Here is a 20,127-nt window from a genome sequence, read left to right as displayed (position 1 = left end):
CGTGACAGGATCGGGCGGGCGAATTAACCTGTGTTCACCGGCTGGATCATCGGGCGCGTGGACGCGTCCTTCCCGCTGCGACGATGCCGCATCCTCAGTGCACCCGAGCTGCTCGTTTTCGATGGTGCTCTCCCTCAGTCGGGCTCACCACCTCGACGAAGGGCTCAGAGTATGTGTCAGCCTGTCCCGCCACACAGCGTCAACCCAGCGCATCGCGACCAGTGGGCCGATTTCGCCAAATCCCGGGTCGGTCAGGCCATGGCCGTGCTCGGCACCGCGAGCACGGTCGGCCTGGTCGCCGAGCTGCTGGAGGTGGACGAGGCCGCGGTGCGGGCCGTCGTCCGGCAACTCGCCGAAACCGCGCGTTTCGAACATCCGGAGGTCGGTGAGCGGATTTTGCGCAACACCCCCGACCAGGTCCGGCAGAAGTTGCACGGGCGGGCCGCGGAACTGCTGCACCATCGGGGTTTTCCGGCGAACACCGTCGCCGACCACCTGGTCGAGGCCGGTGCCGTCGGCTACCCGTGGGCCGTCGATGTACTGCGCACCGCCGCCGAGGATGCGATAACCAATGACCAGATCGAACCGGCGGTCGATCGGCTGGAGTTGGCCTATCGCGCCACCCGGGACGCGGGCGAGCGGGCCACCATCGCGATCCGGCTGGTCTGCCTGGAATGGCGGATCAATCCGTCGACCCGCTCGCGCCAGTTCACCCGGTTGAAGGCAGCGTTGCGCGCGGGCCGGGTGCCATATCACGAATTGCCCGCCGCCATCAGGTATCTGCTGTGGCACGGGCAGGTGCAGCAGGCCGATCACGCTCTCGGCCAATTGAACAGCGGCGAACCGGACGCGGCGACGCCGGAGACCGACTTCCTGCGCGCCTGGCTGCGGTACTCCTATCCCCCGCACGTCCAACGTCATCCGCGACTCTTCGCGGCCCCGGCGCGGCCGCCCAAGGTACGCACCGACCAGCATTCACCGCATCGCCACGGCGCGGATCTGCTCACCGGCCTGTTCACCCATCCGCTCGACGAGATCGCCACGCTCGCGCAGCGTTTGCTCACCAGCCATCGCCTCACCTCGACCACGATCGAGACCCTGGTCGCGGCGGTGCACTGCCTGATCTACAGCAATCGGCTCGATACCGCGGCGGCCTGGTGCGAATCGCTGCTCGCCGAGGCCGATGCCCGCCGCGCCCCGACCTGGCAGTCGATCTTCGCCGGACTGCGCGCGGAAACCATGCTGCGCAAGGGCAACATTCGCGAGGCGATCAGCGATGCGGCGCTGGCACTGAATTACGTACCCGCCGAACACCTCGGCCTCTGGATCGGCACGCCGATCGCCACAATGGTGCACGCGCTGACCATCGCCGGTCGGCATGGCGAGGCCGCAACCCAGCTCGAAAGGGCGGTGCCCCGAACGATTTTCGAATCGCGCTTCGGCCTGCCGTACCTTCAGGCGCAGGGCCACCATTACCTCGCGGCGGGCCGCGCCGACGAGGCATTGCGCAGTTTCCGCCGCTGCGGCTACCTCATGGACCGGTGGAATATGGACTTCCCCTGGCTGGTGCCGTGGCGCAATGACATTGCCGCCGCCCATCTCGCGCTCGGCGAGCACCGGCAGGCACAGGAATTCGCGACCAGACATCTCGAATTGCTCGGCACCGCGGACCGGCACCGCTCCGGTGGCGTCGCACTGCGGCTGCTCGCCACAACCAGCGATCGCTATCAAGCCTTCCGCTTACTGCGTGAGTCGGCCGCCATCGCCCGCACCGGCGGTGACGATGTCGAATTGGCCACAGCTCTCAGCGAACTCGGCAAGGCACACCGCAGCGTCGGCGATCACGAGCGATCTCGCACACTGATCCGCGACGCGGCGCGTATCGCCGAAACCTGCGGCGCCGAGGTACTGCGCGATCTGCTCGACGGCAAACCTCAAACCGCGACACAGCCGACCCAACCCATGCCCGCACTGCGCCAGATTCCGGGTGGGCTCGCGACGCTGAGCCCCGCCGAACGCCGGGTGGCGGAGCTGGCGGCCCGCGGCAAGGCCAATCGCGAGATCGCCGACAAACTCGCCATCACCACCAGCACCGTCGAACAACATCTCACCCGCGTCTATCGCAAACTCGGGGTGGCCCGGCGCAGCGAGCTGTATTTCGTCCTACCGATCGGTCCGGCTGATACCGCGGTCTCGGCCACCGGGTAGCGGCCTACGATGCTGCCACGAGGACACACCGTTCCCGCCTCGACTCCGCCTTCGCGACGATCACCGGTGCGAGCAGACCGGCGGCCAGCATGATCAGTCCCGCGAGATACCAGCCCGCGACTCCGATCCCGATGCACAACCAGGTCAGCAAGACCGGACCGAGCGCATCGGCCAATCGGAGCCCGGTGCCGAATACGCCGAGATACTCACCGATGGCCGCCGGCGGCGCCAAGGCATTCGAGACCTCGAAACCGCCAGCCGTCTGCCACAATTCACCGACGCTCAAGACCGCCGCGCCACTGGCGAGGATAAGCACCGCGAGCCAGCCGGACTGGCCTTCGGCCGCCGCCAGCACAATGCAGGCCAGCAGGAATGCCCACCCGGCGCGCCGCAGCGCGGCACCGCCCGCGCGGGCGGTATCGATGCTGCGGCTCGCGCGGACCTGGAAGAACACCACGATGAAGATATTGAGCATGTCGATCGCGGCGATCGACCACCGCGGCGCCGTCGTCGCACCGATGATCCACAGTGGAATGGCGACCGACTGAATCCGGTACTGCAGCGACAGCACCCCATCCAACACGGTGAGCAGCAGATACGGCCGATCACGCAGCACCGCCCAGCGCTGTCCTGGCGCACCGGACTCCACCGCCACCGGCCCCAAGGCCGGCAGCCGCTCGACCATGAGGGCGGCCCCGGCAGCACAGCCAGCGCCGATGACGATGGCCGCGTGATAGAAATTCGCCGAATCCCATTGCACGGCAACCGCGGATAGGCCGATGCCGATAGCGATGCCCACATTCAGAATCGAACGGATGTAGGCGCGGAATTCATTGGCTCGATCGGTGACGACGCGGGTGATGATCGTCGAGATCATCAGCTGCACACAGGTCTGCGCGGCCGCCGTGGCCGGAATGACGACCAGATACCACGCGAATTCACCGACCGTGAGAAAGCCGAGGGTGCCGCAGGCCGCAAGGATCAGACTGACCCGCAGCACACCCAGCGGGCCGCGTCGATCCGACAGCTTTCCTGCCAGTATCGAGACGGCGATGGATACGGCCCCGGCGACGCTGAGGCCGATGCCGACCTGCATCGGCGAGATGTGCACGATCCGGGTGAAGTAGAGGACGACGGTGGATAGATAGATTCCGCTGAAGACGGCGGATGCCGCCGCGATCAGCGTCAGCACACGCTGCGGGCCGACCGGCGGCAGGGCAACCGAGAACCGTGACACGATCGGTTCCCGCGACTCAGGCGACGGCCGGGTCGGCGGCCGGATCGTATGCCACGCAATCCATCCGGAATCCGGCCGCGGTGCGTCGCAGTGAGTCGATGACCTCCACCGTGGAGTTGCCCCGGAAACGGAATGCGGCACCGATATCGGCATAGCCGAATGTCTGGGTGATGGTCGTCCCCGGCTGCGGGGCCGAGACATGATACGGCGCATGCTGCTGCGGTACGTGGAACTGGATGTCCACCACGGTGCACGGTGGGGCCACCGGCGGGTGGATCAGCAACTCACCGACTACCGATTCATCACCGAGCGGATCGGCGTCGGGAATCCGGCCCAGTTGGATATCGACCGCCGCACCGAGCAGGTCGTATCCGTGCACCTCGCGCCACAGATGTGTGGTTTCGCCACCCGTGGCCCGCGCGGCCACTTCGAGGAACTGGATGCGCGGCGCGGCACCGTCGTGACCGAGGAAGAATTCGAGGTGGAAAACCGTCGGTACGTCGGCGCTGAGCGCGGTGAGCACAGCCTCGGCGAAGCTCGCCAGCGGCTCGAGCAATTCCGGATCGTCGAGCTCGACATAACCGAGAGTTGTACCACCATTGGCGAATTCGAGACAGTTGCCGAGATACTGTGAAGCCCGCCACGGACCGAGCTCACTGCCGGTCCACACGCCGTCGACGGCACCGACCTCGTCCGGGCAGAAACGTTGTACGAGAAAAGGTTCCGCGCTCAGGTCGGGCAATGCCGGGCAATCATCGATGGAATTCAGCCGGATGACGTCCTTGCTCCCGGCACCGAGACGGGGTTTGACGATGAGCGGAAAGCCGTGTGCTGCGGCGAAGTCCATGATCGATTCGACATCGCCGACGTGGGTGAAGGCGGGAGTCGGCACGCCCGCGGTGGCGACCGTCGCACCCATCACCAGTTTGTCGCGAAACGGGAGCACATACTCCGGACTGTCACCCGCGATATCGAATTCCCTCCGCAACTGGGCCGCGGTCAGCAAATCGAATTCGTGCAGCGCGACAATGCGGTCCGGCTTTCCGAATCGAGCCGCGAGCGCGTGCACAGCATCTGGCGCGTTCGCCATATCTTCGAGTAATTCGACGGCGGCAGCCGCATGCCGCGGAATTCCGTCGATCAGATCCTTCGCGCAAACGTAGGTGACGGTATTGGCATTGTGGTCGATACGCTCCAAGTAGGGGACGTCGACACCGCGCACTCTATGAATCACGGTCACATGTGGGGGCACTGGTTCCTCCGCTGACAACTGTCTCACCAGATCCACTGAGGACCCGAACCGTCGGGAGTGGATTGTTCTCTCCGACAACGGAATTGTGCGCCGTGCCCATCGGCTGCGCCTGTCCGGATACGGTTATTTAAGATCCCTTAACAGAGAGCTCGTCGCACCGCGGTCCGGCTCGGTCGGCGCGGTTACCGATCTATCGGCAATCCGCAGGCTACATTCGATCTCACTCATCCGAGTTCTGGACAATTCCGCTGGACGAAGGAAGTGAGTGGGTCGCCGTGGTAATGAAAGAAGGATCACCGACCAGTAGCGAACCATTGGTCGAACTGGATGTCTTTCCGCCGGAGCAACACCGCCGCTGGACCGTTCTGCTGCGACTGCTGTTGGCCATACCCCAGCTGATCGTGCTCTGGTTCCTGAGCATCGCCGCTTTCGTGGTGATCGTCTGCGGCTGGTTCGGTGCGCTGGTGCTCGGCCGATTGCCCGACTGGTGCGGTGAGTTCCTGCGCGGGTATTACGAATACACCGTGCGGGTGCACGGCTACGCTATGTTGCTGGTCGACGACTACCCGCCGTTCGCCTGGACCGCGCCGGACTATCCGATCCGCCTGCTGTTCCCCGCGCCCACGCCGTTGAACCGGCTCGCCGTGCTGTTCCGGCTCATCCTGGCCTTCCCGATCCTGGTGCTGTCGGGCTGGTTCACCACCGGCTGGGGGATCATCTCGTTCATTCTGTGGCTGATCGTCCTGATCACCGGGCGGATGCCGCGCGCGATCTTCGAGGCCACTTCGGCGGTGCTGCGCATCGAAATGCGGGTGTCCGCCTACGCGTACCTGCTGACCCCGACGTACCTGAAGGGCGTTTTCGGCGATAAGCAGGCGCCCCCATCCGGTCCGATTTATACAGGCGATTCGATGGCGGGTGGTGCTCGGGTGACGGGTGAGCCCGAACCTGCTCAGTCGCCGACCCGCCCGCTGGTGCTCTCCAGCGGCGGCCGGACGCTGTTGATCGTCATGCTTATCGTCGGCATTGTCGGCAGCTTCGCCCAAACCTCGGTGGGCTGGGGCAATGACGACGACGACATGTATGCGATCTCCAGTTCACAGCTCGCCCGGCGGGTCGCCATCGACTTCACCGACCAGACCGGGCACACCGCGCAGGACGTACATTGCCCCAACTCCCTCGACGCCGATATCGGCGCGACGGAGGTCTGCACGGTCACCGATGACGGCGTCGAATTCCGGGCTCTGGTCACCGTCGACGCGATCACCGACGGGGCGGCGCACTTCCGCACCGTCATCGAGCACTGAAAAGCTAACTCTGCCTGCGGGCCCGGGCCCGGCGCTTGCCCTCGTGCATCGCTTGGACCCGGGCCACCGGGATGGTGTGCCCCTCCTCGATGAGATCAGCGGGCAAGGCCTGCGGCGCGGGCATTTCCCGCGCCCACGGATCCCGATCGCCCAGTTGCTTCGGTGCGGTGCGCACGGTGAAGTCGCCCGGACTGATATCGGCCAGTTGTGCCCATTCGATCGGGAAGGACACCGGCACACCCGGACGCACGCGCGGGCTGTAGGCCGCGACGACGGTCGCGCCGCCCGCGCGCGTCGAATCCAGGAAAACCTTGCCCGCGCGGTCCTCGCGGATGAATGCGGTGGTGGCCAGATCCGGATCGATGCGTTCGGCCCTGGCCGCGATCGCCCGGGTGGCGGCGGCGACATCCTCGATCGGAATGCGCGGCTGGATCGGCACGAAGACGTGCACACCCTTTGCGCCGCTGGTTTTCACCGCTCCCGCGAGTCCGTCATCGGCGAGCGCCTGCCTGATCAGTTCGGCGGCGAGTACGACCTGCCGGAAGGGGCCGCCCTCGGGTGGATCGAGATCCAGGATCAGGTGGGTCGGGCCCGCGGTGTGATCGGCCAGCAGCAGGGTCGGGTGATATTCGACCGCGCGCTGATTGCCGAACCACAGCAATGTGGGCACGTCATCGCAGAGGGCGTAGGTCACTTCGCGTTTGGATGTCTCGGCCCACACCGTCACCCGACGTACCCAGTCCGGGGTGTACTTCGGCAGGTTCTTCTGCATGAACGGTTCCTGGCCAGGCCGGATGCGCACCACCGAGAGCGGACGGTCGCGCAGTTGCCCGACCAGCCGATCACCGACGAATTCGAGATAGTCGATCAGATCACGCTTCGTCGCGTCGGCACCGTCGAACAGTGGTGCGTCGAGATTGGTCAGCTTTACACCCGCACGGACCTCTTCGCCGGTCATCGGCCAACCATGCACCGCTGAACCGCGCCTGGTCAACCATCCCTACATGAGCTCGCGCCATGTACCCCCTTGAACACGTTCAGACCTCAGCGTCCATTCGACACTGTACTTCGTGGCCGCACTCCGCTTCGGGACGTCAGGATTCGGCGGTGCGGTGGTAACCGAAGACGATGCAGGCGAGTGCACAGACCGCTGCGGAGGTCAGCAAGGACCAGCCGATACCAGGGGTGACGAGCGCACCCATGATCGCGACACCGAGGGTCGCGCCAACTTGTCGGACGGCGTTGAGCAGACCGCCCACCGCGCCCGCGGTTCCCGGGGGCGCCACGTTGACAATGGCGGCCACGAGCGCCGGAAGGGCAAAGGCGACACCGAATCCCGACAACAGCAGACCGACCGCCAGCATCGGATAACCGAGGCCCGAGAACACCGCCGCGGCCAGCACCACACCGCCCGCCGCGAGCAGGGCGAGCCCGGTCAGGATCGGTCGCCGCGGTCCCACGCGAGCCACGAGTTTGCCCGCGAGCGGCGGGATGACGGCGAACGGCACGGTGAGCGGCAGGAAGGCGAGCCCGGTCTGCAGCGGATTCAGGTGTCGCTGCAGCAGCAACGGCAGGACGAACAGTGCCCCGGTGAGTGCGAAATTCACCGCCGCACCCACCAGCAGCCCGGCCCGCACTCGGCCCGCGCGCAACAGTTCCCGATTCAATACCGGTGTGGCACTGCGTCGTTCGAGATAGATGAAGATGATCGCCGCCAGCACCGCGCCGCTCAGCGACCACGCCGTGTGCCCCAACGACTGCGCACCCGCCGCGATCAGCGCATCGGTGCCCAGCGCCAGAGCGACGGCCGCGGTCAACTGTGCCGCCCAGTCGATGCGGCGATCACCGCGCGCGCAGGTCACCGCGGATCCCATGCTCAGCGTCAATACGACCATCGCGATGGGAACATTGACGACGAATATCGACCGCCACCCGGCCAGCCCGACCAGTGCGCCACCCACGATCGGCCCCGCCGCGACCGCCGCGCCACTGATCGCCGCCCACGTCGAAATCGCACGGGCGCGGCGCCCCGGATCCGGATAGAGCTGGGTGATCATCGCCATCGATGCGGGCACGCACGCTGCCGCCGCGACACCCAACAGCACCCGCAGCGCGACCAGCACCCACAGGTTCGGCGCGAAGGCACTCAGCAGCGAGACCAATCCGAAAGCCACTGTGCCGAAACGGAATACCCGAGGCGCACCATGGCGATCGGCGACCGCGCCCGCCGAGAGCAGCAGTGCGGCGAAGGCGACGGTATAGCCGGTGGTCGCCCATTGCAGACCGGCGACCGAGGTGTGCAGGGACGCCGCCAGATTCGGCTCGGCGACCGAAAGCACCGTCATATCCAACAGCACCATGAAATACCCGAGGGATATCCCCAGCAGTGCCCTGGTCGACGCGGCGGACGTACTCGCCCGCGATTGCAGAATGCTCATCCGATGCAACAGCTCCTCGGCTCGTTTGATGACCCGATCGACTCTCGCCGGACGGGCACGACGGCTCCACCGGCCCCGGCGCATGCCGCATTCGGAATATCCGAATGCTGCGTCGCTGTTGGCCAGGCCATGGAGTTACGTCAGCTGCGGACCTTCGAGGCCGTGGTGCGCCACCGCACGGTCACCGAGGCCGCGATCGCGCTCGAGCTCGCGCCGTCATCGGTGTCCCAGCAGATCCGCACTCTCGAAACCGCGCTCGGAGTGGCCCTTTTCGTGCGCGACCCCAAGGGCATGCGGCTCACGCCGGCGGGTCAGCGGCTCACCGGCTGGGCGCGGCGGCTGCTCGAACAGGCCGAGCAGGCGGTGCGTGACGTGCGGGAGGATCGGCCGGTGCTGCGACTCGGGGCGCTGGAAACTCTCGCGGGCGCGTATGTGCCGCAGGTACTGGCCAGACTGGCCGAGCGACGGCCCGATATCGAGGTCGAGGTGCGCTCGGATCGGGCCCGCGACGGCCTGCTCGCCGATGTGGCCGGCGGCGATCTCGATGCGGCACTGCTGCTGGATTCCGGTGGCGCCGTTGGTGATCTGGGTTTCCCGGCCCCCGCCGAACCGCTGGCCTTCCTCGACCTGGATCCGGTGCCGCTGGCCCTGGTCGCCGCGCCGACGCATCCGCTGACGGCGCGGTCCGGTCTGACGCCTGCCGACCTCATCGATGAACGACTGCTGGTCAATGTGCCCGAATGTTCGTTCTGGATGGCTAGTGAAAAGGTGCTCGGCTCGGGCCCGCGGCGAGTGAAGGCCGGTGCGGTTCCGGTCATGCGGGCCTGGGCCGAACACGGACTCGTCATATCCCTGCTGCCGGAGTTCGCGGTCGCCGATGGCCTCGCGCACGGCACACTCGTCCGCTTGGACTTCCCGGTGCCCGATCTGAGTCTGCGGCTGGTGTGGCGCGCGGATCAGGAATCACTGCCCGGAATGCGCGAGGTCCTCTACGCGGCCGTGCGGACATGATTGCGCCGTTCCCGGCAAACCGCTCGCAATGCTCATGCCAGTGATTAGGCTGACGACAAAGACGCAGGTCCCGACCGCGTTGGTCGACCGAGAGGAGTTACCGATGAGCGCGCAGCAGTCAGCGATCACGGTCTCGGCACTAACCGGCGATCTCTCCGGAATTGTCGGCAAACATCTCATCTACGCCTATGAGAACGGCTGGAAATTCGAGTTGTACGTGCGGGGTCCGCAGACGATCGAATCGCGATGTCTGATGGGGCCGATGTTCGGGCGCTGGTCCAAGAATCAGGCGGCGAAGCTGGTCCAGCTCAACGACGATCTGTACAAGATCGCCTGGGTGGAGCCGACGGGAACCACCACCGTGCTCATCATCTGGCTCGGCGATCGTCGGGTGCACACCACGATCTCCTACCCGCAATGGATGCTCGACTATCCCGAAAGCACCCTCACCCGATGCGAGGACAATCTCGACGCGATCATCGCCGACCGAGAGAAGGGACCGACCTATCCGCTGACCCTGGTCGCGTCGTCCGGGCGCATCACCTTCCTGGAAACCCGGGATCTCGATGACGATACGGTGATCAACTGTCCGCCGCATAAGCTGCCGCTCGGATACGCCGCGCGAACCAACTGAGCACATCAGGCGAGGTACACCGGAAATGCGGCCAGGTCGTTCTGGGTGAGCACCGGTAGATTGCGGATCTCCTCGACCGGCACCGCGAATCGCAGCTTGGGAAAACGCTCGAACAGCGCGGGCAGACCGATCCCGGCCTCCACCCTGGACAGTGCCGCACCCGGGCAGATATGCGGACCATGGCCGAAGGCCAGATGGCGATTGACCGTTGGGCGGGTGATATCGAAATCGTCGGCATCGCCGCCGTGCACCGCGGTATCGCGGCCGATGGCGCGATAGGACATGACCACACCCTCGCCGCGCTCTATCACGGTGTCGCCGACGGTGATGTCCTCGGTGGCGAAGCGCATGAGCAGATGGGTCACCGGGTGTCCCAGCGCAGCGTTTCCTCGATCGCCTGCTGCCAGCCGAAGTCACCGTCGCGGATTGCGCGCAATTGCTCCGGGCGGCCCAGCAGGGCGCGGACGGTGTTGAGCAGAAGTCCGACGGTCGTCTCGTGTCCCGCCGCGACGAGCGCCTTCAGATTGCCGACGACCTCCTTCTCGGTCAGCGGCGCACCGCCGTCGGCGGCGAAGATGAGCGCGGTGGTGAGATCGTCGGTCGGCTTGACCGTCTTCTTGCGCACCAGATCGGTGAAATAGGCATCCAATTCATCGATCACCCGCAACCGCTCGTCCTGCGGGGTGAGGACCGAGAAGAACGCCTTGTACCAGGTCAGCAGCATCGCGTGATCGGCACGGTCGACGCCCATCAGCTCACCGATGACCCGCATCGGCAGCGGATAGGCGAATTCGGTCTCGAGGTCGACCACGCCGTCGCGGCCTGTTCGCTCCAGGTCGTCCAGTAGTTCGGTGGTGAGCCGCACGATCGCCGGACGCAGTGCGTCCAGCCGACGCGGCGTCAGCGCCTGCATGGTCTTGTTGCGCAGCCGCCGATGTTCGACACCGTCCACGGTGAACATGGACCGTCCGGTATCGATCATGCCGATGAGCGGCCATTCCCGTGTCACCGTCCCCGAGGTCCACAGCGCCCAGGAATTGATGTCTTTGACCAGCCGAGAATCGGTGAGCAACTGCCTGGCGGTGGCGTATTCGGTGACGGTCCAGGCAGGCACGCCGAGTAGATCGATTCGTGCGAGCGGACCGGCCGCACGTAGCCGATTGGTCTCGCCCGCGAGATCACCGACCATCGGGTCGATAGCGATCGGCTGCGCGCCGTGCGGACAAACCTGCTGCACGAGATACCCCCTCCAGCCCGTTGGGCTGGTGCCTCAAACCCGCAGCCCATCAAGCGGTTTCGATCGTCCGATCGAGCGTAGTCGTCCGGTCCGGGGAACGGAACACTTCGGTGCGCGGGTTGGTCGCCGCGCTTGGGATCCGTGGGCTGATTCACCCGCAATCGGATGGGTACCGCTGTGCCGAGGAGGTATGCGCATGACTCGTCCCGTGCCACCGAATCCGAGTCCGATCCCGCCGACGCCGATTCCGGACCCGGTACCACCGACACCGATCCCGGATCCGGTGCCGCCGAAACCCATGCCCGAACCGGTGCCGGGGCCCGAACCATATCCGGAACCGGAGCCGGTCCCTGGTCCGGCGCCGCAGCCGATTCCGCCGAGGCCTGGTCCCGAGCCGGTACCCGGCCCCTCGCCGGATCCGAGACCGCCGGTGCCCGGACCCGAGCCGGTACCCGGGCCCTCGCCGGATCCGATACCACCAGAGCCCGGTCCCGAGCCGGTACCCGGCCCCTCGCCGGATCCGAGACCACCGCAGCCCGGACCGACACCGGAACCGCCGATCCCCGATCCTCGGCCACAGCCGGATCCGATGCGACCGCCGCCGATCCCGAATCCCGGTGGTCCGGTCGATCCGATGGATCCCGCGCTTCCAGACCCTCGGTAGGCTCTGATCAGCGTCAGATCAGTGCGGCGACCGCCTTGGGCGCAGCCAACCATTCACGAATAGTGTTGCGCACAAGGGTTTTTCGCCTGCACTTACAATATGCGACAACACCGTAGCCATCGATGCCCGCGCCGCGGCACAATGCGACCGCCCGTGGCAGATGCTGGTATTGCGTGACGATGATGGCGCGGTCGATGCCGAACAAATCCTTGGCTCGTTCGCACGTCGCTCGGGTCGACAAGCCTTCGCCATCGCAGTGCACCACCGCCGGATCGATGCCGTGGTCCGCGAGATACTTTGTCATCGAAGCGATTTCGTCGCCGGATGTGCCCGCCGCATCACCGGATACGAGAATCTCACGTACCTTTCCGGCCCGCAGCAGTTCGATCGCGACGTCGAGTCGTCCGCGCATATAGGCCATCGGCGCACCATCGGGCCCGACCTTCGCGCCCGGCACGATCACCACCGGAACCGTCGGGGCGACCGCGGGTCCGGACCGATATCCGGCCGATACCAGCCACAATCGGATATTGGCACCCGCGACGACCAGCGCCGATCCGGCGACCAGACCGCCACCCACTCGGAGCACTGTCTTCCGGTCGGTTATGAGCTGCACCCGCCCGACGATACTGGCGCGGGACTAAGCGATGCGCACGCCACCGTCGAGATCACCGTCGAGCAATGCGATACCCAATGTCGTCGCCTGATGCCGCATCGAATTGCGATGCCGCCAGCTTTCGACGAGCCCGGCCTCGCGCAGTATCGATGCGTGTTCACTGGCCGTCGCGGGTGAAACACCCAGTCGGCGTGCGAGTTCGGTCGTCGTGCAACCCTCGGCGATCTCCTGCAGTGCGGCCGCGCGCGTCCGGCCGAGGAGCCCGGTGAGCGCTTCGTTGGTCGCACGCGGACCCCATGCCGTGGCGAAATCAGTGATATCGCGCAGCACCGGGACCACCAGCGTCATCGGCGCGTCCTTATCCATAGTTGATTTCAGCAACTTCGGTCCGGGCCAGATGAATAGCGAGGGAATGATGATCAGGCCGCGTCCGTCGAGATGTTCGTCGTGGCATTCGATCGGGGTGAGCACCTCCAAGGCGGGCGCCCGCCACCGCGCGAAGGGCGCCAGTCCGGCGAAGAGCCGTTCGACGCCCTCAGTGGCAATGGTGCGGGCCATCCGCTCGGCCGCCACCTCGAGATACGACTGCATATGCGCCCACCGACCGGCGAATGCCACCGCATGGAATGCCTCCACGGCGAGCCCGACATCGCGGCGAGCAGCGTTGTCGCGGTCGTACAGCTTCCGCGTCCACGCGGGGAGCGGGTGCTCGGTCAGCGCGCGCTGGCGATCGGCATGCTCCACCTCGCGGCGGAGTTCGTCTCGGGAGGCCAGATGCAATGCCTCGATTCCGGCCGACATCGACCGCGCACCCCGGGTCGGTGTGATGAGGTCGACGAAGTGATGCACGCCGGGGAAGATATCCGCGAGCACGCCGAAGTTGTCCGGCATCGCGCGCCGCACCTGCCCGCGCCAGCCGTCGTACAGCGGCGCGTCGGTGCGCTGCACCACCCGGGTGGCCAGCACCGTTTCGCCCATCGCACCGAGTGGTGCCCCGATCCGGATCCGCGTCAGATCGTCTGGTGTGCAGTGGATCCGCTTCATACGCTGCCCCGCATCGTCGTGCTCAGGCACCTCACGGTACCCGCGATCACCGCGGACCTCGCACCATCACCGCGAGGACCGGATCCACGCGCAGCAGCTGATCCGTGGCCGCCGATGTCGCCGTCCAGCGCAGCCCGTTCGGCCACCACCGTTTCCACCGCCCGGCCACCACCGCACCGACGTTCAGCCGTCCCAGCACCGGCCATACGGGCCGCGCCACTACTTCGTCCACCATCGCCGACTCCTGAATCCGCACTGTTCAGCAGCCTAGGAATCAGTGTGCGGTACCCCCACCATGTTTCGGCCGTGGCCTAAACACCGTCGAGCATGCTTCAGCTACCTGGCCAACTTGTTATAGCTTTTGAGCATGACTGCTCGAATTGTGGGCAGCCGGTCTAGGTGAACAGCACTCGAACCGCCCCATGGCGACATCGGATCGCGATCGGTTTGCTCACCGTCGCGTGGGCGGCAGGGTGCGGCACGTCGGAGGAAATCGCCCCGCCGACGTCATCGGGCCCGGCCCCGATACCCGCCGTCACCATCACCATCGACCATCAGAACTACACCGGCACGCCCCCGATCACGCCGGGCGCGGTGCTCACCGTGGTCAACCTCGATTCGGTGAAACACAGCATCACCAGCAAACGCCCCGGCCTCTTCGATCACGAGATCGGCCCGGGCCAGACCATCACTTTCACCGCACCCGACGAAGTCGGCTCGCACCCCTTCTACTGCCGATATCACGCGAACATGGATGGCGCACTGAGCGTCCGGAAGTCCGTTGCGCCCTGACGCCTCCTATACGCAGTACTGGCAGGTCCCGCTGGCAGGCAGCTGAATGAAGCATTGGTCGCACACGGCCACCCGGGCAGGCTCGGACTTGGCCTCCTGCGTGGTGGTGGTGCTCGCCGAGCGGCGGCCCGCCACCTTGGGAGTTAGCGGCGGGGCGCTCAGCTCGGCAGGCATGGCGGCGCCGTGGTGCTCGTAGCACTGCCACCTGGCGTAAGAGGCGTGCAACTCGAGGTCCTTCGGAACCGGCAGTCCGGCGAGTTCCAGCACGTACTTGTAGGTGTCGCCGACGGTGTGGTTCTCCTGCACGCACAGCGAGGTCAGCGGCGGTTCGCCCGCGTTATGACAACGGCGCGCGACCTTGCGCAGGATCGCCTCCATCCACATCCGCGTCGGCGCACCCGTCTGCACCCCGGACGCCTCCTGCACCCGCTCGGCCAGCTCATCGACAGTGATGAAGTTCCCGTACCCCGTGGCGATCTCGGACAGCTCCGCATGTGCGGCAACGGCCCATGCCACCGTCGCCTCCCGCAACGTCACCGGGACGCCGTCACCTGCCCGCCATGCCCCCGCCGTCGTGGATACCGAACTCTTGATCACCCGCTCAAGTTATCGCGCCGCCCCGCGGCCCGCCGAATGCCCCCACATTCCGGCGTCTGATCAAGATCACCATGCCTCGGCTGGGCACGCCTCTCGACAATTGCCGCCACCAGCGCATGATGATCTTGTCACTAGCTTCCTAGGATGCTAGCATCGAGAGGTGGGCGACGAGGATGTGAAGCAGTTCAACGTGTATTTGCCGGTGGGGTTGATCAAGCAGGTCAAGTTCCGGGCGATCGAGTCCGGCATGTCGCTGTCGGCACTGGTCGCGGAGGCACTGCGCGGATACCTCGACGACACCCACGATCAGCAGCCGCGGGCGCAAGAAGGAGAGACGATATGACGACGCAGGGCATCGAAGGCGTTTTCGTCGAGACGCACAATTGGGGCAAGGCCGCGCGGTTCTTTCAGGCGCTCGGTTTCGAACCCGAATTCACCACCGACCACAACTCCGGACTGTTCCGCAATGGTGATGGTCCGTATGTATTCATCGCCGAGATCCCGCGCAGTCAGACCCCACAGACGCAGCTCGTGCTTACGGTGACCGAACCGGATACGTTCCGGCCGAGCGATGACGTCGAGGTGGTCACGCCATTCGAGGAAACCCATTACGGGACAAAGGAAATGACGGTGCGCGATCCGGACGGCCGGGTCTGGAATCTGCAGGTCGGAAAGGTCGGCTGAACCATGCAACAGGTCATCGGCCCCGAGAGCACGGCGGAGCGCGTCGCGCTGTGGCGCGCCTTGCACGTCGAGATCGATCCGGCGCCGCATGTGCTCGAGGACGAGATCGGGCTGCGACTGATCGACCCCGCCGCCGGATGGCGCGCCCGCGGGGATATGAATCCCGAGACGACCAGCCTCTCACGCGCGTGCGTCGTGGCGCGCGCTCGTTTCGTCGAGGATCTGGTGGTCGAGCAGGCGGCACGCGGCGTCGATCAGTACGTCATCCTGGGTGCCGGACTCGACACCTTCGCTCAGCGCCGTCCCGAAATCGCCTCCGGCCTAACCGTATTCGAGGTAGACCAGCCCGGCCCGCAGGCATGGAAGCGGCAGCGCTTGGCCGAACTCGGCTACGGAATTCCGCAGTGGCTGCGGCTGGTCCCGGTCGATTTCGAGGCCGAATCCTGGTGGGACCGGCTCATTTCCGCGGACTTCGACCCGTCGCGTCCCGCGGTGGTCGCCGAAACCGGCGTCTCCATGTACCTCACACGCGAAGCGAATGTCCAGACACTGCAGCGGATCTCGACCCTCGCACCCGGCTCCACCTTGGCCATGACCTTCCAACTCCCACTGGACCTGCTGGACGCCGAGGAACGCGCGATACGTCAGGCCGTCGAGAACGCCGCGCGAGCAAGCGGAGTTCCATTCCTCAGCCTGTTCAGTCCCGATGAACTGATCGAGTTGGCCGAGGCAGCGGGTTTCGCATCGGCACAACACATTTCGACATCCACCCTCACCCAGCGCTACTTCGCCGACAGAACGGACGGCCTGCGTCCCCCGAGCGCGGAGCAGTTCCTGGTCGCGACCACTTAGCGACTCGTCAGAAACCTTCGCACGCTGTCCCGGATGTATGCGGCGCGCACCGTTATCGAGGCCCTACACAGCCGCGCCTGAACGTTGGATGCGCGCCGCCGGAGCGGCACCGTGATAGAAGTACTGCCCCAAACCGACTGTGAAGATGAGCATTCCGTACACCGAATGCTCGACGGACGCGGTGAACAGCGATCGCGTCCGCAAATACCGCGTGGCGAAGATCCAGCCGCCGACACCGCTCAGCACGACCGAGAGCCAACTGCCGAAGATGATGTGCACGTAGCCGAATGCGATCGCGCTCGCGGCCACCAGCCCGACGCCGTCGCCGAAGACCGGAGCGTACCGGTGGAACAGGAACGAACGGAAGATCAGTTCCTGCGGGTACACGCTGAGCACGGGATACAACACCATGACTGCCAGCCACAGCCAGGGATTTCGGCGCGGCAGCTCGAACAGATTGTCCCGCCGCAGCACCGCGACCGCCGCGGTGAGCGCCAGCGCGTTCGAACCTGCCAGCGCCGCCATGGGGCGCGCTTGCTGGTGAATCGCCTCGGAGCGCCAGAGCGCCGCGCGGTCGAAGTCCGAGGAACGTCGCAGGTAACCGGTTACGCCGACCGCCAATGCGAGCAGCGCGGGAATCGGCGGTCTACCTCGTAATACCGCGTTGTACGCGGTCGTTCCGCCGAAGAACAGTGCCGCGTATTCGGCGCCCAGGTATACGCGCCGCCAGCGTCGAATCCGCACGCCCACACCATAGTTGTGATGACGCGGGCACGCCCGCCTGAAAATGCCCTATGCCCTGGCGGACATAGGGCTGCGGATCACTGTCCGGGCGCGGGACATCCGGGCGGCGGACCCTGCGGGTCCCCGGGCGGCGGACCCTGCTGGTCGCCGGGCGGCGGACCCTGGTGATCGCCGGGCGGCGGCGGACACTGCTGTCCCGCTACCGGTCCCTGCGACTGATCAGCGCTCGCGACACCGGCCCCGACACCCAGTGCACCGAACACCACGACGCCCGCCGCAGCCGCCGTGACCAGCTTCGACTTGACTCCCATACGTTTCCTCCCGGGTTTCTGGATCCGTCGGGCCGATCCCTGCCGCCCCGACGCGAGAATCGTTGCGGCCCAACCTCTGTCGAAAATGGGAGCAAGTTAGGAGCCAGCTATGAGCGCGCACGCCCCGATCGGCCGAGGGGCGGGATTCGACAGCAACCACACTGCTGATTCCCAGCCGACGCTCAGGTTTGCGTGCGAGGTTCTCCGGTAGCTGCCAGCAGTTGAGGATGGGGTTCGATGAGGGTGATCGATGGCGTCGGCCGGTGGTCGGCCGGTATCAGCGTCGGGTTGGCGGTGCTGATGCTCGGAGTTGGGTTCGCGCATGCGGATACGGTGGTGCCGCTGCCCGACGGCGAGCAGGCCTTGACGACGGCGACGGGGATTCCGGTGGATCTGACCAGGACCGGTGAGACCGCGATCATCTCCCAGTCCCTCGCCGCCAACGGCATGTCACGCACGGCGCAGCTGTCGGCGACCGCGTACGCCACGGCTCCGGGCGCGACGGCGGGCAGTTTGGAGACCGGTTATCTGATCGGCTGCCAGGTAGATCTGTCCGGCGGGCTGTCACTCGGCGGTGATGTCTACATGTCGCCCGGCTCGGTGTCGCCGGAATTGACCCCGAGTATCAAACTGGTGCCCGGTGGCGTCGCGGTGGTGAAATTCGGCGCCAAGAAGCTCGATCCCACGGCGGGTGCCGTCGGCATCGCCTACCGCAATCGTGGCATCCAGTTGAGTGGGTGCGGCGGATACGCGCAGGCGCGCGCGTTCAGCGCCCTGACAGTGACCAACGACCAGGGGTCGGCCGAAGTAACCTTGTACGGCGACCCGTTCAGCGTCGGATGAGTGGCGTGATGCGATTGAACGAGAGGAACAGCGCGATGCGCCGTTCACTGGGCGCGGCGATAATGACGTGCGTTTTCCTACCCCTCGTACTGGTGACATCCGGTGCGGCACAAGCCGATACCTCGATACCCCTCCCTGATGGCCACGACCAGCTCACCACTCGCGATGGCCTTGTCGTCGCGGTCGACCGCACCGGTGAACACGCGACGATCTCCGGGTCGATGGCCGCGAGCCCACTGTCCCGCAACGCGTGGGTTTCCGGCGTGACATCCGTGCACATCACCGTGCCCGCCGATATCACCGTCAGCGGCGGTCGGATCGAAACCGGTTACCTCGTTGGCTGCCAGGTCGATCTCGGCAGTGGCACGCACGCGGACGGCAGCGGCGATACGCCGCCGCCCCAGCCGAAAACCGACGCGCCCGCAGGTGCCGACAACGGCGGCAACAACGGCGACGGTGGTGGCGGCGGGGGCAACGGCGGCGTCACCGCGGGCGGATATGCCGGTGGCACCGCAGGCGACTCAGGGATCTCGCCCTATGCCGACCCCTCCCTGAGCGTTCAGTTGAAGCCCGGCAAGGTGGCCACCAAGGAAATCGAGGACTACACCTTCACCGGCACATCGGGCATCACCCAGTACGTGGACCACACACTGTCCTTAGAGGGCTGTGCAGGCGCCGCCGAAGCACGCGCCTACACCACGGTCACCGTGCACGACAACGTCATGGACGACTCCGAAACCCTGTGGGGCCAACCCTTCAGCCTCGGCTGATCTCATCGCGCGGAACGGTCATGGGATGACGGGAAGACTGGTACCGTCGCACGGCATAACGTCGGCATGACCACCATCAACCACTGGGGGTAATGATGCGTTCGATCCGGTCCGTGACTGCTTTGTCCCTCGCCGCGATGACCGCGGCGGCCGTAACCGCCACGGCCGCACCAGCTTCCGCGGACTCGAGCGGCGGCAAGTTCGCGACAATCTACTCGCTGACCAACGGCCCGTGCGTCGCGATCGTCGACTCGTCGGTCAACGGCAACGCCTACCCGGGCATGGCCGCCTTCACCGTGACCGCCCAGATGATCGGCGTCGGCCAGTGTTCACTCGACATCACCCTGAACTACCGCAATGTGGATACCGGCGAAACCGGCAGCTTCACCGCGCATGCCAACGGCCCCGGCTTCTGGGGCAACAGCGGCTACTCGGCCCTGTTCAGCCCCGGCCACGACAACTTCGTTGGCACCGTGACCGTCAACGCGGCCCACCTCCCGGAGGCCGGTGCGGTCCAGTTCACCAACCACCCCTACCAGGGTTAGCGAATGTCGGCCTGCGGTCATCGGTAAGGACGCGCCTGGTTCTCGGACACGCCCGCAGTATTCGGCCGAATACGCCCCAGGCCATACTATCTCGCTATGACTGTCGGATTTGGAAAGGCTTTGGTAATCAGGAGGATTCAGCGAAGCGGCCGATCGATACTTGTGACGGTCGACGCGCCGCAGCCTTTTTCGAAACCTGACGCGGACTACTTTTGTCGACTACGGATCGAGGGCCTACAGCCCGCCCCGATCATCATCCAAACGACCGGCACCGAACCAGCACAAGCGTTGATGTCCGGGTTGACCGAAATCAGTGCCCGCCTGTCCGTCTCGCTCCCAGA

General features: G+C 65.9%; 24 protein-coding genes. 12 read left to right on the top strand and 12 right to left on the bottom strand.

The genetic code is table 11. The features are described from left to right. Positions 1-171: 171 nt before the first annotated feature. A complete protein-coding gene (locus ACZ60G_RS13280) occupies positions 172-2,208 on the top strand; it encodes a LuxR C-terminal-related transcriptional regulator (RefSeq protein WP_465810117.1) in 2,037 nt (678 codons plus the stop codon). 4 nt (positions 2,209-2,212) lie between these two features. Here the strand turns inward: ACZ60G_RS13280 and ACZ60G_RS13275 are convergent, their stop codons facing one another. Together ACZ60G_RS13275 and ACZ60G_RS13270 are read right to left on the bottom strand one after the other, a co-directional pair. Then, a complete protein-coding gene (locus tag ACZ60G_RS13275; protein WP_465810115.1) occupies positions 2,213-3,445 on the bottom strand; it encodes an MFS transporter in 1,233 nt (410 codons plus the stop codon). Between the two features lie 16 nt (positions 3,446-3,461). After that, positions 3,462-4,679 (bottom strand): ATP-grasp domain-containing protein, encoded by a 1,218-nt coding sequence (locus ACZ60G_RS13270; protein ID WP_465810113.1) that lies wholly within the window; start codon positions 4,677-4,679, stop codon positions 3,462-3,464. 299 nt (positions 4,680-4,978) lie between these two features. On the opposite strand from ACZ60G_RS13270, the gene ACZ60G_RS13265 reads away from it, so the two are divergent. Next, positions 4,979-6,004, top strand: a complete 1,026-nt coding sequence (locus ACZ60G_RS13265; protein WP_465810111.1) for a DUF4389 domain-containing protein — start codon at positions 4,979-4,981, stop codon at positions 6,002-6,004. Between the two features lie 4 nt (positions 6,005-6,008). On the opposite strand, the gene ACZ60G_RS13260 is transcribed toward ACZ60G_RS13265, so the two are convergent. Both ACZ60G_RS13260 and ACZ60G_RS13255 read right to left on the bottom strand, forming a co-directional pair. Then, the gene (locus ACZ60G_RS13260; RefSeq protein ID WP_465810109.1) at positions 6,009-6,962 is read right to left on the bottom strand and encodes a DNA polymerase domain-containing protein; all 954 of its coding nucleotides are present in this window, start codon (positions 6,960-6,962) and stop codon (positions 6,009-6,011) included. A gap of 136 nt (positions 6,963-7,098) precedes the next feature. Further along, positions 7,099-8,442 carry an MFS transporter gene (locus ACZ60G_RS13255; protein ID WP_465810107.1) on the bottom strand — a complete coding sequence of 448 codons (1,344 nt, stop codon included), beginning with the start codon at positions 8,440-8,442 and terminating at the stop codon, positions 7,099-7,101. A gap of 129 nt (positions 8,443-8,571) precedes the next feature. Here ACZ60G_RS13255 and ACZ60G_RS13250 point away from each other — a divergent pair, with 129 nt between their 5' ends. Both ACZ60G_RS13250 and ACZ60G_RS13245 read left to right on the top strand, forming a co-directional pair. Then, complete coding sequence (locus tag ACZ60G_RS13250; RefSeq protein ID WP_465810105.1) at positions 8,572-9,453, top strand: LysR family transcriptional regulator; 882 nt, start codon at positions 8,572-8,574, stop codon at positions 9,451-9,453. A 103-nt stretch (positions 9,454-9,556) separates the two neighbouring features. Beyond that, positions 9,557-10,087 (top strand): phenolic acid decarboxylase, encoded by a 531-nt coding sequence (locus tag ACZ60G_RS13245; RefSeq protein WP_063046467.1) that lies wholly within the window; start codon positions 9,557-9,559, stop codon positions 10,085-10,087. A gap of 5 nt (positions 10,088-10,092) precedes the next feature. Here the strand turns inward: ACZ60G_RS13245 and ACZ60G_RS13240 are convergent, their stop codons facing one another. Both ACZ60G_RS13240 and ACZ60G_RS13235 read right to left on the bottom strand, forming a co-directional pair. Continuing rightward, entirely contained in the window at positions 10,093-10,452 is a 360-nt protein-coding gene (locus ACZ60G_RS13240; protein ID WP_465810103.1) for a cytochrome P450, read from the bottom strand. Then, entirely contained in the window at positions 10,449-11,324 is an 876-nt protein-coding gene (locus ACZ60G_RS13235) for a cytochrome P450 family protein (RefSeq protein ID WP_465810101.1), read from the bottom strand. Before ACZ60G_RS13235 ends, ACZ60G_RS13240 begins: the two co-directional genes overlap by 4 nt. Positions 11,325-11,520: 196 nt before the next feature. Here ACZ60G_RS13235 and ACZ60G_RS13230 point away from each other — a divergent pair, with 196 nt between their 5' ends. Further along, on the top strand, positions 11,521-11,988 hold the full coding sequence (locus ACZ60G_RS13230; RefSeq protein ID WP_465810099.1) for a hypothetical protein: 468 nt from the start codon (positions 11,521-11,523) through the stop codon (positions 11,986-11,988). Between the two features lie 13 nt (positions 11,989-12,001). On the opposite strand, the gene ACZ60G_RS13225 is transcribed toward ACZ60G_RS13230, so the two are convergent. Genes ACZ60G_RS13225 through ACZ60G_RS13215 form a run of 3 tightly spaced genes read right to left on the bottom strand, consistent with a single transcriptional unit; the run spans position 12,002 to position 13,883 of the window. Beyond that, on the bottom strand, positions 12,002-12,604 hold the full coding sequence (locus ACZ60G_RS13225; protein ID WP_465810097.1) for a SanA/YdcF family protein: 603 nt from the start codon (positions 12,602-12,604) through the stop codon (positions 12,002-12,004). A gap of 24 nt (positions 12,605-12,628) precedes the next feature. Further along, positions 12,629-13,678: an ArsR/SmtB family transcription factor gene (locus ACZ60G_RS13220; RefSeq protein ID WP_465810095.1), complete on the bottom strand. Its 1,050-nt coding sequence runs from the start codon at positions 13,676-13,678 to the stop codon at positions 12,629-12,631. Positions 13,679-13,694: 16 nt separating this feature from the next. Next, positions 13,695-13,883, bottom strand: a complete 189-nt coding sequence (locus tag ACZ60G_RS13215) for a hypothetical protein (RefSeq protein WP_465810093.1) — start codon at positions 13,881-13,883, stop codon at positions 13,695-13,697. Between the two features lie 164 nt (positions 13,884-14,047). On the opposite strand from ACZ60G_RS13215, the gene ACZ60G_RS13210 reads away from it, so the two are divergent. Continuing rightward, complete coding sequence (locus ACZ60G_RS13210) at positions 14,048-14,440, top strand: cupredoxin domain-containing protein (protein WP_465810091.1); 393 nt, start codon at positions 14,048-14,050, stop codon at positions 14,438-14,440. 6 nt (positions 14,441-14,446) lie between these two features. On the opposite strand, the gene ACZ60G_RS13205 is transcribed toward ACZ60G_RS13210, so the two are convergent. After that, complete coding sequence (locus ACZ60G_RS13205) at positions 14,447-15,037, bottom strand: hypothetical protein (RefSeq protein WP_465810089.1); 591 nt, start codon at positions 15,035-15,037, stop codon at positions 14,447-14,449. Between the two features lie 160 nt (positions 15,038-15,197). On the opposite strand from ACZ60G_RS13205, the gene ACZ60G_RS13200 reads away from it, so the two are divergent. The 3 genes from ACZ60G_RS13200 to ACZ60G_RS13190 are packed head-to-tail and all read left to right on the top strand — an operon-like array spanning position 15,198 to position 16,573. Next, complete coding sequence (locus ACZ60G_RS13200) at positions 15,198-15,380, top strand: ribbon-helix-helix protein, CopG family (protein ID WP_063046458.1); 183 nt, start codon at positions 15,198-15,200, stop codon at positions 15,378-15,380. Then, a complete protein-coding gene (locus ACZ60G_RS13195) occupies positions 15,377-15,721 on the top strand; it encodes a VOC family protein (protein WP_465810087.1) in 345 nt (114 codons plus the stop codon). Before ACZ60G_RS13200 ends, ACZ60G_RS13195 begins: the two co-directional genes overlap by 4 nt. 3 nt (positions 15,722-15,724) lie before the next feature. Beyond that, complete coding sequence (locus ACZ60G_RS13190) at positions 15,725-16,573, top strand: class I SAM-dependent methyltransferase (protein WP_465810085.1); 849 nt, start codon at positions 15,725-15,727, stop codon at positions 16,571-16,573. Between the two features lie 63 nt (positions 16,574-16,636). Here ACZ60G_RS13190 and ACZ60G_RS13185 read toward each other — a convergent pair whose 3' ends face one another. Both ACZ60G_RS13185 and ACZ60G_RS13180 read right to left on the bottom strand, forming a co-directional pair. Next, the gene (locus ACZ60G_RS13185; RefSeq protein WP_465810083.1) at positions 16,637-17,317 is read right to left on the bottom strand and encodes a CPBP family intramembrane glutamic endopeptidase; all 681 of its coding nucleotides are present in this window, start codon (positions 17,315-17,317) and stop codon (positions 16,637-16,639) included. A 77-nt stretch (positions 17,318-17,394) separates the two neighbouring features. Next, positions 17,395-17,628, bottom strand: coding sequence for a hypothetical protein (locus tag ACZ60G_RS13180; protein WP_465810081.1), 234 nt, complete (start codon positions 17,626-17,628; stop codon positions 17,395-17,397). Positions 17,629-17,865: 237 nt separating this feature from the next. Between ACZ60G_RS13180 and ACZ60G_RS13175 the strand changes: the two genes are divergently transcribed. The 3 genes from ACZ60G_RS13175 (at position 17,866) to ACZ60G_RS13165 (ending at position 19,786) form a co-directional block, all read left to right on the top strand. Beyond that, positions 17,866-18,471, top strand: coding sequence for an MspA family porin (locus ACZ60G_RS13175; protein WP_465810079.1), 606 nt, complete (start codon positions 17,866-17,868; stop codon positions 18,469-18,471). Positions 18,472-18,506: 35 nt separating this feature from the next. Then, entirely contained in the window at positions 18,507-19,241 is a 735-nt protein-coding gene (locus ACZ60G_RS13170; RefSeq protein WP_465810077.1) for an MspA family porin, read from the top strand. A 113-nt stretch (positions 19,242-19,354) separates the two neighbouring features. Beyond that, positions 19,355-19,786 (top strand): hypothetical protein, encoded by a 432-nt coding sequence (locus ACZ60G_RS13165; RefSeq protein ID WP_465810075.1) that lies wholly within the window; start codon positions 19,355-19,357, stop codon positions 19,784-19,786. The last annotated feature ends 341 nt before the right edge of the window (positions 19,787-20,127 follow it).

This window comes from Nocardia sp. NPDC102475, assembly GCF_055584605.1.
This window is presented reverse-complemented; position numbering and strand designations above follow the sequence as displayed.

What these genes read in the sequence shown, in the direction of transcription:
- ACZ60G_RS13230 (WP_465810099.1), top strand. Translation starts at nt 11,521, where the DNA reads ATGACTCGTCCCGTGCCACCGAATCCGAGTCCGATCCCGCCGACGCCG.
- ACZ60G_RS13280 (WP_465810117.1), top strand. Translation starts at nt 172, where the DNA reads ATGTGTCAGCCTGTCCCGCCACACAGCGTCAACCCAGCGCATCGCGAC.
- ACZ60G_RS13215 (WP_465810093.1), bottom strand. Translation starts at nt 13,883, where the DNA reads ATGGTGGACGAAGTAGTGGCGCGGCCCGTATGGCCGGTGCTGGGACGG.
- ACZ60G_RS13255 (WP_465810107.1), bottom strand. Translation starts at nt 8,442, where the DNA reads ATGAGCATTCTGCAATCGCGGGCGAGTACGTCCGCCGCGTCGACCAGG.
- ACZ60G_RS13180 (WP_465810081.1), bottom strand. Translation starts at nt 17,628, where the DNA reads ATGGGAGTCAAGTCGAAGCTGGTCACGGCGGCTGCGGCGGGCGTCGTG.
- ACZ60G_RS13250 (WP_465810105.1), top strand. Translation starts at nt 8,572, where the DNA reads ATGGAGTTACGTCAGCTGCGGACCTTCGAGGCCGTGGTGCGCCACCGC.
- ACZ60G_RS13260 (WP_465810109.1), bottom strand. Translation starts at nt 6,962, where the DNA reads ATGACCGGCGAAGAGGTCCGTGCGGGTGTAAAGCTGACCAATCTCGAC.
- ACZ60G_RS13175 (WP_465810079.1), top strand. Translation starts at nt 17,866, where the DNA reads ATGAGGGTGATCGATGGCGTCGGCCGGTGGTCGGCCGGTATCAGCGTC.
- ACZ60G_RS13245 (WP_063046467.1), top strand. Translation starts at nt 9,557, where the DNA reads ATGAGCGCGCAGCAGTCAGCGATCACGGTCTCGGCACTAACCGGCGAT.
- ACZ60G_RS13195 (WP_465810087.1), top strand. Translation starts at nt 15,377, where the DNA reads ATGACGACGCAGGGCATCGAAGGCGTTTTCGTCGAGACGCACAATTGG.
- ACZ60G_RS13265 (WP_465810111.1), top strand. Translation starts at nt 4,979, where the DNA reads ATGAAAGAAGGATCACCGACCAGTAGCGAACCATTGGTCGAACTGGAT.
- ACZ60G_RS13190 (WP_465810085.1), top strand. Translation starts at nt 15,725, where the DNA reads ATGCAACAGGTCATCGGCCCCGAGAGCACGGCGGAGCGCGTCGCGCTG.
- ACZ60G_RS13170 (WP_465810077.1), top strand. Translation starts at nt 18,507, where the DNA reads ATGCGCCGTTCACTGGGCGCGGCGATAATGACGTGCGTTTTCCTACCC.